A 15,233-nucleotide genomic window follows, 5' to 3' on the forward strand; every position below is an offset into this window, starting at 1 on the left:
CACCTCCGCGTCGGCAGCGAACGGCGGTGGTGGCGGAAACGGCGTGGTCCCAGGACGTCTCGGCCACCACCGGGTACTTCCAGCGAAACGCCGTCGGACGCCCGGCGCAACCGGGTCCGTGATCCAGGACCTACTCGACCGTGATCCAGTCCAGAGTGCGCTGGACGGCCTTCTTCCAGCCCGCGTAGCCCTCCTCCCTGGCCTTCTTGTCCCACTGGGGCTCCCACCGCCTGGACTCGCTCCAGTGGGAGCGCAGCTCATCGGTGTCCCGCCAGAATCCCGTCGCCAGCCCCGCGGCGTAGGCGGCGCCCAGGGCGGTGGTCTCGGCGATGACGGGGCGGCTGACCGGTACGCCCAGCACATCGGCCTGGATCTGCATGCACAGCTCGTTGTCGGTGACCCCGCCGTCCACCCGCAGGACGTCCAGGTGGATGTCGGCGTCCCGCTCCATGGCCTCGACCACGTCCCGGCTCTGGTAGCAGATGGCCTCCAGGGTGGCCCGGGCGATATGGCCATTGGTGTTGAAGCGGGTGAGGCCGACGATCGCGCCCCGGGCGTCGGAGCGCCAGTACGGGGCGAAGAGCCCGGAGAAGGCGGGCACGAAGTACACCCCGCCGTTGTCCTCGACGGTGCGGGCGAGCCGCTCGCTCCCCGGGGCGTCGTCGATCATCTTCATCTGGTCGCGCAGCCACTGGACGGCCGAGCCGGTGACGGCGATCGAGCCCTCCAGGGCGTAGACAGGAGGGCTGTCGCCGAACTGGTACGCCACGGTCGTGAGCAGCCCGCTGGTCGAGCGGATCAGCTCCGCACCGGTGTTGAGCAGCAGGAAGTTACCGGTGCCGTAGGTGTTCTTGGCCTCGCCGGGGGCGAAGCAGACCTGGCCGACCGTGGCCGCCTGCTGGTCGCCGAGGACGCCGGTGATGGGGATGGCGGTGCGCAGCGGGCGGGAGGTGCGGGCCTGGCCGAACGCCTCGAGGTGGGAGGAGGGGTTGATCGTCGGCAGCATCGCGCGCGGAATGCCGAAGATCTCCAGCAGTTCGTCGTCCCAGTCCAGCGTCTCCAGGTTCATCAGCATGGTGCGGCTGGCGTTGGTGACATCGGTGGCGTGGATGCCGGCGCCGGGGCCGCCGGTGAGGTTCCACAGCACCCAGGCGTCGGTGTTGCCGAAGAGGGCGTGGCCGCGCTCGGCGGCCTCGCGGACGCCCTCGACGTTCTCCAGAATCCATTTGATCTTGCCGCCGGAGAAGTAGGTGGCCGGCGGCAGCCCCGCCTTGCGGCGGATGATCTCGCCACGGCCGTCCCGTTCGAGGGCGGCCGCGATGGTGTCGGTGCGGGTGTCCTGCCACACGATGGCGTTGTAGTACGGGCGGCCGTTGCGCGGATCCCAGATCACCGTGGTCTCGCGCTGATTGGTGATGCCGATCGCGGCCAGGTCGGCGGGCAAGAGCCCGCCCGTGCGGAGGGCGTTTTGCATCACGGAGTTGGTGCGCTCGTAGATCTCCACCGGATCGTGCTCCACCCACCCCGCGCGCGGCAGGATCTGGCGGTGCTCGAGCTGGTACCGAGCTACCTCGTCGCCGTCGTGGTTGAAGATCATGAAGCGGGTGCTGGTGGTTCCCTGGTCCACCGCGCCGACGAATTCCGGCATGATGCCGCCTCTCGTGGGTGGGGTCCGGCCCGGACCGGCTATTCGGGGGTGGGGGTGCGCCCCACCTCCGGTGTGGCCACCGGGAGGTAGCGAGTGATCAGGACCTTGTAGAGGGCGGCGCCGATCAGCCCTCCGACCAGCGGGCCCACGATCGGCACCCAGAAGTAGATGTTCCCGTACTGATCCCGCCAGGCACTGTGATAGCCGGTGATGTAGCTGGCGAGCCGGGGGCCGAAGTCACGGGCCGGGTTGATGGCGTACCCCGCGTCGGCGCCCCACGCCATGCCGATCGCGACCACGATCAGGCCGATGATCAACGGCCCCAGATTGGCCTTGGGGGCCGAGTTCAGCAGATCGGTGACGGCGAAGATGAGCAGCACCAGGATCGCGGTGCCGATGATCTGGTCGCGCAGCGCGCCCCATTCGCTGACCGGAAGGGCGCCGTTGCCGGGGAGGGTGGAGAAGACGAACTGGGTCTTGAAGGTGTGCCCCGGGTCGGCTTGGCCCAGCACCTCGGTGTAGTTCCAGCGCACCAACAGGGCCCCGACGAACGCGCCGAGTGTCTGGGCCCCCACGTACGGCAGGACCTTGCTCCAGGGGAAGCCCTTGAAGGCCGCCAGGGAAACGGTGACCGCCGGGTTGATATGGGCCCCGCTGAGCCGGGCCGCCACATACACACCGAGGGTGACGCCCAGGCCCCAGGCCCAGGCGATGGAATCGTGGTCGCCGAGACCGCCCGGCGGCTTGGTGAGGGCGCCGCCGGCCACGACCTGGGCCACGACGCCGCAGCCGAAGAGGATCAGCACCATGGTGCCCGCGAACTCCGCGCAGAGCTCGCCGATCAGTGCCGACCTCGGATGGTTCGCCTTCGGGTCCGCCTTCGGGTCAGTCATGCGCCCATCCTGGGCGCGCGGCGGCACGGCGGCCCGTCCTGCTGGGCCGTCCGGGTCATGGACGGGTCGTGGACGGCCATGGACGGGTCACGGACGGCGAAACCCGGTCTGTACGGATCAGGGTGCGGCCCTGTACCAAGGTCAGGACACCATCACCCATCGCCCTCCAGCGGAAACAGGACGACACGGATGCCGACCACCCACGCCCCGACGAACTGGGCCGGGAACATCACGTTCTCCGCCGCCCGGCTGCACCACCCGGACACCGTCGACGAGCTGCGGCGGATCGTCCGCTCCGCCGATCGGGTGCGGGTGCTCGGCACGGGCCACTCCTTCAACCGCATCGCCGACACCGAGGGCGATCTGGTGAACCTGGACCGGCTGCCGCACCGGGTGGAGATCGACGCCGAAAAGCGCACCGCGACCATCGCGGCGGGCATGCGCTACGCCCATGTGGCCCAGGCCCTGCACGCGGAGGGCCTGGCCCTGGCCAACCTCGCCTCGCTGCCGCACATCACGGTCGCGGGGGCCTGTGCCACCGCCACCCATGGCTCGGGGAGCGCTCAGCAGTGTCTGGCGGCGGCGGTCGCGGGGCTGGAGATCGTCGGCCCCGACGGCGAGGTGACCCGGATAGGCCGGGACGAGGACCGGGACCGGCTGAACGGGGCCGTGGTCGGGCTCGGCGGACTGGGCGTCGTCACCGCCATGACGCTGGACATCGAGCCCACCTACGACGTGGCCCAGTGGGTGTGGACCGGGCTTCCGCTGGACCGGCTGGACGACAGCTTCGAGGAGATCTTCGGCGCCGCCTACAGCGTCAGCGTCTTCACCGACTGGCGCTCGGGCGAGGGGGTGGTGTGGCTGAAGTGCCGCACCGATCTGCCCGATCCCCCGGAGCCCGGGCAGCCGTGGCTGGGGGCCGTCCCGGCCGACCGCCATCACCACCCGGTGCCCGCGATGCCGCCGCTGCACTGCACCGAACAGCTCGGCGCGCCGGGCCCGTGGCATGAGCGGCTGCCGCACTTCCGCCCGGACTTCACCCCCAGCAACGGCGATGAGCTGCAGTCGGAGCTGCTGCTGCCGCGCGAGGCCGCCTCGGCGGCCTTCGCCGCGCTGCGCGGCCTCGGCGACCGGATCGCGCCCGTGGTGCAGGTGTCCGAGGTCCGTACGGTCGCGGCGGACGAGCTGTGGCTGAGCCCCGCGTACGGCCGGGACAGCGTCGCCTTCCACTTCACCTGGGTCCCCGACCACGAGGCGGTGATCGAGGTGGTGGCCGCGATGGAGGAGGCGCTGCTGCCGCTGGGGGCGCGGCCGCACTGGGGCAAGCTGACGACGGCCGCCCCCGAGCGGGTCCTCTCCTCGTACGACCGGGCCGCCGACTTCGCGCGGCTGCTGGCCGAGCACGACCCGGCGGGGAAGTTCCGCAACGCCTATCTGGACGGCTACTTCCCCACCGGGTGAGCCCGTCGATCCGACGGGTGAGAGTGTCCGGGCCGGTCCTCAGCCGGTCCAGGACCATTCGGCGACCTCGGGCATATCGGTGCCGTGCTCGCGGATCCAGGCGTGGTGGCGGGTGCGGGCGTCCTGCATCCGCTGCCGTACGGCCACGGCGCGCGCCGCGAGCCCCGGGGTCCGGTCGATGACGTCCATCACCAGCCGGTAGCGGTCCAGGTCGTTGCGGACCACCATGTCGAACGGTGTGGTCGTGGTGCCCATCTCCTTGTAGCCGCGCACATGCAGATGCGGGTGGACGGCCCGGCGGTAGGACAGCCGGTGCACCAGCCATGGATACCCGTGGTAGGCGAAGATGACCGGCCGGTCGCGGGTGAACAGGGCGTCGAACTCGTGGTCCGGCATGCCGTGCGGATGCTCCTCCTTCGGCAGCAGCCGGGTCATGTCGACGACGTTGACCACGCGCACGGCCACATCGGGCAGATGGCGGCGGAGGATTCCGGCGGCCGCGACGACCTCCTGGGTGGGCACGTCGCCCGCGCCGGCCAGCACCACATCCGGCTCCCGCGCGCCGTTCTCGGTACCGGCCCAGTCCCAGGTCCCGGCGCCGCGGGCGCAGTGGGCGCGCGCCTGGTCGAGATCGAGCCAGTCGAAACAGGGCTGTTTGCCCGCCACGACGACATTGACGTAGTCGCGGGTGCGCAGGATGTGGTCGGCCACGCTGAGCAGGGTGTTGGCGTCCGGCGGCAGATAGACGCGCACCACTTCCGGGCTCTTGTTGAGCACATGGTCGACGAAACCGGGGTCCTGGTGCGAGAAGCCGTTGTGGTCCTGGCGCCACACATGCGAGGTCAGCAGGTAGTTGAGCGAGGCCACGGGGCGCCGCCACGGCAGTGAGCGGGACACCTTCAGCCATTTGATGTGCTGGTTGACCATGGAGTCGACGATGTGCACGAACGCCTCGTAGCAGGAGAAGAGGCCGTGCCGCCCGGTGAGCAGATAGCCCTCCAGCCAGCCCTGGCAGAGGTGCTCGGAGAGGACCTCCATGACCCGGCCGCCCCGGCTGAGGTGCTCATCGGTGGGCAGGACGGCCTCCTGCCACGCCTTGCCGGTGGCGCGGAAGAGGCCCTCCAGCCGGTTGGAGGCGGTCTCATCGGGGCCGACCACCCTGAAGTCGCGGCGGGCGCCGGTGTCCGCCATGACCTTCTCCAGCAGCCCGCCGAGGACCCGGGTCGGCTCGTGGAGGGTCGCACCGGGCTTGTCCACGGGGACCGCGTACCGCTCCAGGTCGGGCAGGGGCAGCGAGCGCAGCAGCAGCCCGCCGTTGGCGTGCGGATTGGCGCCCAGGCGGCGGTCGCCCTCCGGGACCTCGGCCAGGAGCGGCGGCCGCGGCCGCCCGTCGGCGTCGAAGAGCTCCTCGGGGCGGTACGAACGCAGCCAGCGCTCCAGCTGCCGCAGATGTTCCGGGTTCTCCCGGACGCCCGGCAGGGGGACCTGGTGAGCGCGCCAGGTGCCCTCCACGGGGAGCCCGTCGACCACCTCGGGCCCGGTCCAGCCCTTGGGCGTACGGAGCACGATCACCGGCCAGCGCGGCCGCTCGGCGATGCCCTCCTCGCGGGCGGTCCGCTGGAGCACGGCGATCCGGTCCAGGGCCTCGTCCAGGGCGTGCGCCATGGCCCGGTGCACCGCGAGCGGTTCGTCCCCGGCGACGTGGATCGGCTCATGGCCGTACCCGCGCAGCAGCTCGTCGAGTTCGGGCCGGGGCAGCCGGGCGTACACCGTGGGATTGGCGATCTTGTACCCGTTGAGGTGGAGGATCGGCAGCACGGCGCCGTCGTGGACGGGGTCCAGGAACTTGTTCGCGTGCCAGGAGCCGGCCAGCGGACCGGTCTCCGCCTCTCCGTCGCCGATGACACAGGCGACCAGCAGGCCGGGGTTGTCCAGCGCGGCCCCGTAGGCATGGGCGAGGGAGTAGCCGAGCTCGCCGCCCTCGTGGATCGAGCCGGGGGTCTCGGGGGCGACGTGGCTGGGCACCCCGCCGGGGAAGGAGAACTGCCGGAAGAGCCGGGCCATGCCCGCCGCGTCCCGGCTGACGTCCGGATAGATCTCGGAGTAGCTGCCGTCCAGCCAGGAGCCGGCGAGCACCGCGGGGCCGCCATGGCCGGGGCCCCAGACGCAGATGGCGTCCAGGTCGCGGTCCTTGATGACGCGGTTCAGGTGGGTGTGGACGAGGTTGAGTCCGGGCGAGGTGCCCCAGTGGCCCAGCAGCCGGGGCTTGATGTGGTCCGGGCGCAGCGGCTCGGTCAGCAGCGGGTTGGCCAGCAGATAGATCTGGCCCGCCGCGAGGTAGTTGGCGGCGCGCCAGTGGGCGTCCAGGGCGCGGATCCGGTCGTCGCCGAGCCCGCTGTCCGGCGAGCCGGTCGAGCTGTCCGGTGAGCCCGTCGAGCTGTCCGGTGAGCCCGTCGTGGTCGGTGCGTCTGGCATGGACCTCTCTCTCCCTCGTGGTGTCCGGTGGCGTGCTCTCGTGCTGTCCGGTGGCGTGCTCTCGTGCGTCCGGTTGTCCTGCCCGCCCGCTCGCGTTACCTGCCCGCCGGTCGCGCCGCCGGTCGGCCGTTCAGACCCGCTCCGGCACGATCACCACCGGGCAGGGCGCGTGGTGCAGTGCCGCGTGGGCGATGCGGCCGAGCTCCAGTCCCACAGCGTGACCGTGGCCGCGGCGGGCGCCGAGGACCAGCAGATCCGCGGTGGCCGCCGCGTGGAGGAGCGCCTTGCGGGCCGTTCCCTCGACCGTCTCGCGGTCGACGGGGACCTCGGGGTGGTCCCGTCCGGCGATCCGCAGGGCGTGGTCCAGCGTCCGCTCCGCCCGTGCCCACTGGGCACGTACCGGGTCCCCCTCCAGCAGCAGATCATCCGTCACCTCACCGGCCGGGGCGCGCCAGGCGCGTACGGCCTCCAGGGTGCGGCCGCTCACCTCGGCCTCGCGGAAGGCGAACCGGGTCGCGGCCGAGGGCCCGGCCGTCTCGCCCACGCCGAGCACGATCCGGCCGAAGGCGCCGCGCCGGTTGGGCTCGCCGCCGCGTACGACGGTGACCGGGCACGAGGCGCGGGCGGCGACCGCGAGGCTGACCGAGCCGAGGAGCAGCGCGGCGAGTTCGCCGCGGCCGCGGGAGCCGGTGACCAGGCCCGAGGCGTCCCGGCCGGCGCGCAGCAACGCGGCGACCGGGTCCTCCGGCAGGACCTCGGCGCAGACTTTCACCTCGGGTCCGCACCGGCGGGCGCGCTCCGCGGCGGACGCGGCGATCTCCTCGTCCCTGATCAGCTCCCAGGGGCGCGCCGGATCGGCGGCGGGGGCGATGCCCTCGTACCGCTCCCACAGCGAGGCGTGGATCAGCCGCAGCGGCACGGCGTGCCGGGCCGCGGCGTCCACCGCCCAGTCCACGGCCTGAAGGCTGTGGTGGGAGCCGTCGACGCCCACGACGAGGGGGAGCTCCACCGATTCCACCACCTTCCGCTCGGCAGCCTTCCGTTCGGCGGCCGCAGTGTGCCGACGCCTTTCACCCTCGCGGTTGTGCGGGATCCGGCGCGAGGGGCGCTTCGGCCCCGCCGGGGGTCGTTCGGCCCAGGGCACCCATGCGGGCCGAACGGTCCGCATCGGACCCCGGGCAGCCCAAGAGAGCGGCCGGGTCGCCGTCCCAAGCTGGGACCGGACCGGGGAGGCACGGATGAAGCACCGCAAGATCGGCAACGTGATGACCGACGACGTCGTCCGGGTGAGCTCCATGACCTCGTTCGACGAGGTCGGTGCGCTGCTCTCCCGGCACCGCTTCAACGGGCTGCCCGTGGTGGACGACGACGACAAGGTGGTCGGCATGATCACTGGGACCGATCTCAGCCAACCCGCCCCGACGGCCGGGCAGCTGATGTCGCGCCCCGCGGTCACCGTGCGCCCCCAGGACAGCATCGTGGACGCGGCCCGCGCGATGGACCGCCATCGCGTCGAGCGGCTTCCCGTCGTGGACGAGGAGGACCGGCTGATCGGCATCGTCACCCGCCAGGATCTGCTGCGGGTCTTCCTCCGCCCGGACGACGAGATCCGCGCCGAGGTGATCGACGAGGTGCTGGTCCGCTCGCTGTGGCTCGCCCCGCAGTCCATCGCGGTCACCGTGACCGACGGGATCGTACGGCTGGAAGGCCGGCTGGACCGGCACAGCGAGATCCCCATCGCGATCCGGATGACCGGACAGGTGGACGGCGTGGTGGCTGTGGTCGACCGGCTCACCTACCTCATCGACGACTCCGCCGGCCGGGGAGGTGCGCGGCGATGACCCACCCGGCCAGGCCGGTGCGGGACGGCCGGGTGGTGGTGGGCCTGGACGGCTCGGACAGCGCCTGGGCCGCGCTGGACGGGGCGGTCGCCGAGGCGCGGCGCCGTCACGCCACGCTGGAGATCGTGCACGCCTGGCCGTGGGCGCGGACCGACCCGCTCGCCTTCGACCCGGACAGCGAACCGCGGCGGCCCGCGGTGGAGATCGCCAGGACCGTGCTGCGGCTGGCCGTGTCGCGGGCCCAGGAGCAGGATCCCCAGCTTCGGATCGTGCCCACCCTCACGGCGCAGGACGCGGTGCCCGAGTTGCTGCGGATCGGCGGGGACGCCGCGCTGATCGTCATCGGCACCCGGGGGCTGGGCGGTTTCACCGGACTGCTGCTCGGCTCGGTGGGGCTGCGGCTGGCCGCCCACACCCGGCGCCCGCTGCTGGTGGTACGCGGCGGGCCGCCGACGACGTACGGGCTCGAGGGCCACGGCAAGGTGCTGGTCGGGGTGGAGAGCGGCGCGGACGCGGCGGCGGCCCGGTTCGCCTTCGAGGAGGCCAAGCGGCGCCGGGCCCGGCTGCGGGTGCTCTACGCCTGGCCGCGGCCCCGGGTCTTCGCGGGCGAACACGCCCTGCCCGCACGGGAGGTGGTGGCGCTGCGTGCCGAGCGGGAACAGACGGTGGCCTACGGCATGGTGACCGGCCTGCGCGAGGAGTTCGGGCAGATCCGGGTACGCGAGCACACCACCCACACCGCCCCCGCCCAAGCGCTGGTGGAGGCGTCCCGAGCGGCCGACGTCCTGGTACTCGCCGTCCACCGGCGAACCCCCCGCCTCGGCATGCAACTCGGCCCCGTCACTCACGCGGCACTCCACCACGCGCACTGCCCGGTGGTGCTGGTGCCGGTGGAGTAGCTCCGGGTTTTGGGACGGGCCGGGGCTCCCCAACCGGTACATCCCCCGGGGCCCCAGCCGGGCGACGAGGCACGGTGGGCGCGCCGGGCGCGGAGGCCGGTCGACCGAACCGGGCGGCGAAGTCGGTGGACGGTCCGCGCGACCGAACCGGGCGACGGGGGTCAGTGGACCGGCCGGGCCGCCGCGCCAGACAGGCACATCAGACGACCGGGCCGGTGGGCCGTGCCCAGCGACCGAGCCGAGGGACGGGCCAGGCGACGAGCCGAGCCCTACGTCGTCGCCAAGGACAGCGGAGTGGCGGTGAAGCTCCGGGCCAAGGAGACCGCGCCGCGTCGAGCAGCCGGTCCGGGCAGGCAGGCCAGGCCACGAGGCCGGGCAACCAGATCGGCGGGCATGCCAGGCGACCGCGCCGAGCGATGGCGCCGAGCGGCCGGGGCAGGCGACGAGGCCGGTCGACAGGCCGGGCAGCGAGGCCGGTCGACCGCTCCGGGCGACCGTGGCGAGCGGGGGTGCCAGGCCGCCGCGCCGGGTGGGCAGGTTGGCCCGGGCCGGGTTCCGGGGCGTGTTCTGGGCGGTGGAAAGGGCCGGATGACCTGGTCCCTGGGACCTGCCCGGGACCGGTCGGCCCTGTCGGTGAGGGCCCGGTCATGGTCCGCTGGAGATGGCACCGGGGGCATCCGGCAGACGCGGAGAAGCGGACGCACGAATACCGCGCACCGCGCAATCAGGGCCCGCGAGAAGTGGGCGCCCCCGGCGCCGCGCCTCGGGCTGGGCGCCTCCCAGCGGTGGCCGCACCTACGTACAAGGAGTGCGTCGCCGCGTGAGGCTGCGCACGGGCCGCGGTCGGGCATGCGGCGCCGAGCGCGGTCGGATCCGTCGGCCGGCGGCTGACGGACGGCGGCTCGTACGCCCGGAGGCGGGCCGAGGTGCCGAGTGGGTTGCCGGGAAGGAGGCAGCGATGGCGCGCCCCGTCACCGTCGGACTGGACGGTTCCCCCGAGAGTCTGGCCGCCGCCGACTGGGCGGCGCATGAGGCCCGTTCGCGCGATGCTCCGCTGCAGCTGGTGAACGCGTGGCCGGGGCCCGATCAGAAGGATCTGACACCGGGCCGGGAGGCTGCCTGGCACTACTGGGCCGAGCGCGCCCTGGACTCGGCGCGCGCCGAGCTGGACGCCGACCACCCGGATATGGCGATCCTCACCGACCAGATCCCCGGCCGGCCCGCGCCCGTTCTGCTGGCCGAGGCGGAGCGGGCCCAGCTGCTGGTGGTGGGGTCCCGCTCGATCGGCGCGGTCGCAGGGTTCTTCCTCGGCTCCGTTGGCCTGGAGCTCGCCGCACGCGCCGTGACGCCCGTGGTCCTGGTGCGGGCGGACAGGCACGAGGACCGGCAGGGCGATGTGGTGGTCGGGGTGGAGCCGGGAGAGCCGGGCGAGGACATCCTGGAGTTCGCCTTCGACGCCGCGGCCCGCCGCGACGGTGTGCTGCGGGCCGCGTACGCCAGCCGGGTCCCCGCCATCCGGGGCGACGCCCCCTGGGTGGTGGACGTGGGGCTGAGCGACGCGCGCAAGGAGTCCGAGCACGCGCTGGGCGAGGTGCTGGCGCCGTGGCGGGACAAGTTCTCCGAGGTGCGGGTCTTCGAGGAGATCGCGTCGGACAGCCCGGCCCGGCAGCTGGTGGGCATGGCGGCGGGGACCGCGCTGATGGTCGTGGGCCGCGGTCCGCGCCAGGTGGGGTTCGGCCCCCGGCTGGGGCCGGTCACCCAGGCGGTGGCGCACCACGCCGGCTGCCCCGTAGCGATCGTGCCCCAGCGATGAGACCTCGGAACGCTCGGCCGCCACCTCACCACACAACGCGCCCGACCGGATGACACACCGCGCGACGAGGCGGCTGAGAACCACGGCGGAAGCCGAAGGCGAACAACCGGAGGAGAGGGAAACGGCCATGAAAGCACTCGTCTTCCACGGGCCGGAGCAGTCCTCCTGGCAGGAGGTGCCCGACCCCGAACTCGAGGCCACCACCGACGCGATCGTCCGGATCGACACCACGACCATCTGCGGCACCGATCTGCATATCCTCCGCGGCGAGCTCCCTGACGTCAGCCCCGGCAGGGTGCTCGGCCACGAGGGGGTCGGCGAGATCGTCGAGACCGGTGCCGACGTCCGCGGGGTCCGTCCCGGCGACCGGGTGTTGCTCTCCTGCATCTCGGCCTGCGGCCACTGCCGTTTCTGCCGGGAGCGCAACTACGGACAGTGCCGTGACGGCGGGGGCTGGATCCTCGGGCGCATGATCGACGGCACCCAGGCCGAGTACGTCCGGGTGCCGTTCGCCGATCTGTCCACGCATCCGCTGACGGGGTCGGCCGAGGGCCATGACGCCGTGCTGCTGGCGGATGTCTTCCCCACCGCCTACGAGGTGGGCGTCCTCAACGGCCGGGTGGGGCCGGGCGATACGGTCGTGGTGGTGGGCGCCGGGCCGGTCGGGCTGGCCTCGATCGCCACGGCGCAGTTCTTCTCCCCCGGCCGGATCATCTCCGTCGATCCGGACCCGGCCCGGCTGGACGCCGCCAAGCGGGTCGGCGCCGACGCGGTGGCGGATTCCGCCGAGGACCCGGAGCGGCTGGTCGGCGATCTCACTGATGGGCTCGGCGCCGATGTGGTGATCGAGGCCGTCGGGAGCCCGCGGAGCTTCGAGACCTGCACCCGGATGGTGCGGCCGGGCGGCCGGATCGCCAATGTCGGAGTGCACGCCCGGCCCGTGACGCTGCATCTCGAAGAGCTGTGGATCAAGAACGTGACGATCACCACCGGGCTGGTCGACACCTTCTCCACCCCGACCCTGCTCTCCCTGCTGGCCGCCGGGCGGCTGCCCGCGTCCACGCTGATCACCCATCTCTTCGAGCTGGACCAGATGGAGGAGGCGTACGACGTCTTCGCCCGCGCGGCCGACACCGGCGCGATCAAGATCGCGCTCGGCGAGGCCGCCCGTCCGCTGGTGGCCCGGGGGATGTGAGCGGGGAGGTGACACGCATGGGAGCGCCGATCGTCGTCGGCGTCGACGGTTTCGCCGAGAGCCCGCCGGCCGCACACTGGGCGGCCCGCGAGGCGCTGCTGCGCGATCTGCGGCTGCGTCTGATCCACGCCTGGAACCCGCCGTCTCCCGAGGCCCCGACCCTCCCCCACGAGGACGACCTGAGCTACTGGGCCCAGCGTCTGCTGACCGACCTGGTGGGCGAGTTGCGCGACGCCCATCCGGGGCTGCGGGTCTCGGCCGAGCTGGTGCCGCGCGAGACCGTGCCCGCCCTGCTGGACGCGGCCCGGGACGCCGAGATGCTGGTGCTCGGCTCGCGCGGCCGCGGCACGCCGGGCGGCTTCCTGCTCGGATCGACCGGCCGCCATGTCCTGGCGCACGGGGAACGGCCGATGGTCATGGTGCACGCCGACGACCGGCCGCTGACCGCCGATGTGACCGTCGGGGTGTGCCTGCGGGGGACGAGCGAGGAGACGCTGCGGTTCGCTTTCGACGCCGCCGCCCGGCGCGGCGGCGCGCTGCGCGCCGTGCACGCGGGCGCGGGCGCGAACGGGCCGGAAGACGAGGAAGCGGCGGCGGCCGCGCTGGACGCGGCGCTGCGCCCCTGGCGGGAGAAGTACCCCGGAGTGCCGGTGGCGGAGGCCCTCACCTCCGAGCGCCCGGCCCTCGGTGTGATGCACACCGCGCCGGGCTCCGGGCTGCTCGTACTGGGCCGCGAGGAGACCGAGCCGGACCCCGTCCCCCGCCTGGGCTCGGTGATCCACGCGGCGGTGCACCACGCGCCGTGCCCGGTGGTGGTCGTCCCGTGCGGCTGATGTCCGAAGGGAGGCGAGAGTGACGTGTCGGAGGCGATGACCACCGACCTCTACGAGGCGACGATGGCCCTGTCGTATCTGCGCGAGGGCATGACCGGACCGGCCACCTTCGACCTCTACGCCCGCAGGCTGCCGCCCGAGCGGGGCTTCCTGGTCGCCGCGGGCCTGGAGCCGGCGCTGGACTTTCTGTCCGGCTTCCGCGTGGGGCCCGAGGACGTGGCGGCGTTCGCCGCGGCGATGCACCGTCCGTACGAGGACCTCGAACCCCTGCTGGGGCTCGGCTTCGACGGTGAGGTGCGGGCGGTGCCCGAGGGGCGGATCGTCCTGGCCGGGGAGCCGCTGCTGGAGCTGACCGCGCCACTGCCGCAGGCCCAGCTGGTCGAGACGTATCTGCTGGGCCAGCTGAGCCATCAGACCACCATCGCCTCCAAGGCGGCCCGGTGCGTGCTGGCCGCGGAGGGGCGCCCGGTGGTGGACTTCTCGCTGCGCCGCACCCACGGCCCCTGGGCCGGGATGCAGTCGGCCCGGCTGAGCGCGATGACCGGGTTCACGGCGACCAGCAATGTGGCGGCGGCGGCCGCGTACGGGATCGAGGCCAGCGGGACGATGGCGCATGCGTATATCGAGGCGTTCCCGGACGAGGAGACCGCGTTCCGCGCGTTCGCCCGTACCCATCCCGGCCCGGTCACCTTCCTGGTGGACACCTATGACACGGCGACCGGAGTGGCCACCGCGGCGCGGGTGCTGCGCGAGCTGGAATCCGGGCCCAGCGGCGCCATCCGGCTGGACAGCGGCGACCTGGGCGAGCAGGCGGTGCAGGCGCGGGAGATCCTCGACGCGGCGGGGCTGCCCGAGGTGCGGATCGTGGTGAGCGGCGGGCTCGACGAGTACGCCCTGGAGGAGCTGATCCACTCGGGCGCGCCGATCGATGTCTTCGCCGTGGGCACCCGGATGGGGGTGTCGGCGGACGCCGCCGCCCTCGACACCGCGTACAAGCTGGTCGTCTACGACGGGACGCCGGTGATGAAACTGTCCTCGGCCAAGGCCACCGCCCCCGGGACCAAGCAGGTCTGGCGCCGCCCCGGATACGCCGATGTGATCGGCGAATGCGACGAACTTCCGCCCAACGGCGGCGAGCCACTGCTGGAGACCGTGATGCGGGAGGGCAGACGCACCGGAGCCCCCGACACCCTCGACCGCGCGCGGCGCCGGTTCGACACCGATCTCGCGGGGCTGCCGCCGCACGCCCTGCGGATCCGCCACCCGGTCCCGCCCCGGCCGGCCACCTCCGCCGGACTGGCCGGGCTCGCGGGGCGGGTGCGCCACCGGATCGAGCGCCGGATCGAGCACCGGCCGGCGGCCGGCGGCGAGGCCGGCGGAAGACAGGCAGCGTGACCAAGGAGGATGCCGTGCCCCGGAGTGCACACATTGTGAGCGATGTGATGACCCATACCGTCGTCGCCGTCGGCCGCGAAGCGCCGTTCAAGGAGATCGTCAGAACGCTGGAGCAGTGGCGGGTGAGCGCCCTGCCGGTGCTGGAGGGCGAGGGCCGGGTCATCGGCGTGGTCTCCGAGGCGGATCTGCTGCCCAAGGAGGAGTTCCGCGACAGCGATCCGGCGCGGGGGGCGCAACTGCCCGACCTCCCCGGTGTCGCCAAGGCGGGCGCGGTGACGGCCGATGAGCTGATGACGTCCCCCGCCATCACCGTCCACGCGAGCGCGACGCTCGCCGAAGCCGCGCGGATCATGACCCACAAGCGGGTCAAACGGCTCCCGGTGGTGGACGAGGAGGGCCGGCTGGAGGGCATCGTCAGCCGTGCCGACCTGCTGAAGGTGTTTCTGCGGCCGGACGACGACATCGAGGAGGAGGTGCGCCGCGAGGTGGTGGCCCATCTCTTCCCGGCCGCGGGGGAAACGGTCCGGGTGAGCGTGAACGAGGGCGTGGTCACCCTGACGGGACGGGTCAAGGAGGCCGTTCTCATCCCGGCGGCGGCCCGTCTCATCCGGGCGATCGAGGGCGTGGTCGACTTCGACAACCAACTCACGGCCGCGCCCCATACGGCCCAGCGGCGGTAGGCCTGCGGTGCGCTCCGGCGGGCCCTGCCGCGCCGGGGCGGCGGGACGGCGCGCCCGGCCACGCCGCCGGGAGGCGCCCGGCGGCGTGGCCGGAACCGTC

Annotated in this window: 12 protein-coding genes; 8 read left to right on the forward strand and 4 right to left on the reverse strand. The window is 73.1% G+C overall.

The annotated features are described in order from the left end of the window. Positions 1 to 130 precede the first annotated feature (130 nt). Both glpK and ACFYOY_RS12570 read right to left on the reverse strand, forming a co-directional pair. Positions 131 to 1,648 (reverse strand): glycerol kinase GlpK, encoded by a 1,518-nt coding sequence (glpK, locus tag ACFYOY_RS12565; protein WP_351884335.1) that lies wholly within the window; start codon positions 1,646 to 1,648, stop codon positions 131 to 133. A 38-nt stretch (positions 1,649 to 1,686) separates the two neighbouring features. Then, positions 1,687 to 2,541: an MIP/aquaporin family protein gene (locus ACFYOY_RS12570; RefSeq protein WP_388586460.1), complete on the reverse strand. Its 855-nt coding sequence runs from the start codon at positions 2,539 to 2,541 to the stop codon at positions 1,687 to 1,689. Between the two features lie 189 nt (positions 2,542 to 2,730). Between ACFYOY_RS12570 and ACFYOY_RS12575 the strand changes: the two genes are divergently transcribed. Then, entirely contained in the window at positions 2,731 to 4,002 is a 1,272-nt protein-coding gene (locus ACFYOY_RS12575; RefSeq protein ID WP_351884329.1) for an FAD-binding protein, read from the forward strand. Between the two features lie 39 nt (positions 4,003 to 4,041). Here the strand turns inward: ACFYOY_RS12575 and ACFYOY_RS12580 are convergent, their stop codons facing one another. Next, the gene (locus tag ACFYOY_RS12580) at positions 4,042 to 6,477 is read right to left on the reverse strand and encodes a phosphoketolase family protein (protein WP_351884326.1); all 2,436 of its coding nucleotides are present in this window, start codon (positions 6,475 to 6,477) and stop codon (positions 4,042 to 4,044) included. A 130-nt stretch (positions 6,478 to 6,607) separates the two neighbouring features. Next, positions 6,608 to 7,486 carry a universal stress protein gene (locus tag ACFYOY_RS12585; RefSeq protein ID WP_351884323.1) on the reverse strand — a complete coding sequence of 293 codons (879 nt, stop codon included), beginning with the start codon at positions 7,484 to 7,486 and terminating at the stop codon, positions 6,608 to 6,610. Between the two features lie 229 nt (positions 7,487 to 7,715). On the opposite strand from ACFYOY_RS12585, the gene ACFYOY_RS12590 reads away from it, so the two are divergent. The 7 genes from ACFYOY_RS12590 (at position 7,716) to ACFYOY_RS12620 (ending at position 15,133) form a co-directional block, all read left to right on the forward strand. After that, entirely contained in the window at positions 7,716 to 8,318 is a 603-nt protein-coding gene (locus ACFYOY_RS12590; protein WP_351884320.1) for a CBS domain-containing protein, read from the forward strand. After that, positions 8,315 to 9,217: a universal stress protein gene (locus tag ACFYOY_RS12595; RefSeq protein ID WP_351884317.1), complete on the forward strand. Its 903-nt coding sequence runs from the start codon at positions 8,315 to 8,317 to the stop codon at positions 9,215 to 9,217. Before ACFYOY_RS12590 ends, ACFYOY_RS12595 begins: the two co-directional genes overlap by 4 nt. A gap of 958 nt (positions 9,218 to 10,175) precedes the next feature. Further along, positions 10,176 to 11,030, forward strand: coding sequence for a universal stress protein (locus ACFYOY_RS12600; protein ID WP_351884314.1), 855 nt, complete (start codon positions 10,176 to 10,178; stop codon positions 11,028 to 11,030). 127 nt (positions 11,031 to 11,157) lie between these two features. After that, positions 11,158 to 12,225, forward strand: a complete 1,068-nt coding sequence (locus ACFYOY_RS12605; RefSeq protein ID WP_351884311.1) for an alcohol dehydrogenase catalytic domain-containing protein — start codon at positions 11,158 to 11,160, stop codon at positions 12,223 to 12,225. A gap of 17 nt (positions 12,226 to 12,242) precedes the next feature. Next, positions 12,243 to 13,058, forward strand: a complete 816-nt coding sequence (locus tag ACFYOY_RS12610; protein WP_351884308.1) for a universal stress protein — start codon at positions 12,243 to 12,245, stop codon at positions 13,056 to 13,058. A gap of 24 nt (positions 13,059 to 13,082) precedes the next feature. Next, positions 13,083 to 14,453, forward strand: coding sequence for a nicotinate phosphoribosyltransferase (locus ACFYOY_RS12615; RefSeq protein WP_388586468.1), 1,371 nt, complete (start codon positions 13,083 to 13,085; stop codon positions 14,451 to 14,453). A gap of 14 nt (positions 14,454 to 14,467) precedes the next feature. Then, positions 14,468 to 15,133, forward strand: coding sequence for a CBS domain-containing protein (locus tag ACFYOY_RS12620; RefSeq protein ID WP_351884302.1), 666 nt, complete (start codon positions 14,468 to 14,470; stop codon positions 15,131 to 15,133). Positions 15,134 to 15,233: the final 100 nt, after the last annotated feature.

It is taken from the genome of Streptomyces sp. NPDC007875 (assembly GCF_042868035.1).
Classification (GTDB): Bacteria; Actinomycetota; Actinomycetes; order Streptomycetales; family Streptomycetaceae; genus Streptomyces; species Streptomyces antimycoticus.

Coding starts and splice junctions, on each gene's coding strand:
- glpK (WP_351884335.1), bottom strand. CDS start 1,648: ATGCCGGAATTCGTCGGCGCGGTGGACCAGGGAACCACCAGCACCCGC.
- ACFYOY_RS12570 (WP_388586460.1), bottom strand. CDS start 2,541: ATGACTGACCCGAAGGCGGACCCGAAGGCGAACCATCCGAGGTCGGCA.
- ACFYOY_RS12575 (WP_351884329.1), top strand. CDS start 2,731: ATGCCGACCACCCACGCCCCGACGAACTGGGCCGGGAACATCACGTTC.
- ACFYOY_RS12580 (WP_351884326.1), bottom strand. CDS start 6,477: ATGCCAGACGCACCGACCACGACGGGCTCACCGGACAGCTCGACGGGC.
- ACFYOY_RS12590 (WP_351884320.1), top strand. CDS start 7,716: ATGAAGCACCGCAAGATCGGCAACGTGATGACCGACGACGTCGTCCGG.
- ACFYOY_RS12595 (WP_351884317.1), top strand. CDS start 8,315: ATGACCCACCCGGCCAGGCCGGTGCGGGACGGCCGGGTGGTGGTGGGC.
- ACFYOY_RS12600 (WP_351884314.1), top strand. CDS start 10,176: ATGGCGCGCCCCGTCACCGTCGGACTGGACGGTTCCCCCGAGAGTCTG.
- ACFYOY_RS12605 (WP_351884311.1), top strand. CDS start 11,158: ATGAAAGCACTCGTCTTCCACGGGCCGGAGCAGTCCTCCTGGCAGGAG.
- ACFYOY_RS12610 (WP_351884308.1), top strand. CDS start 12,243: ATGGGAGCGCCGATCGTCGTCGGCGTCGACGGTTTCGCCGAGAGCCCG.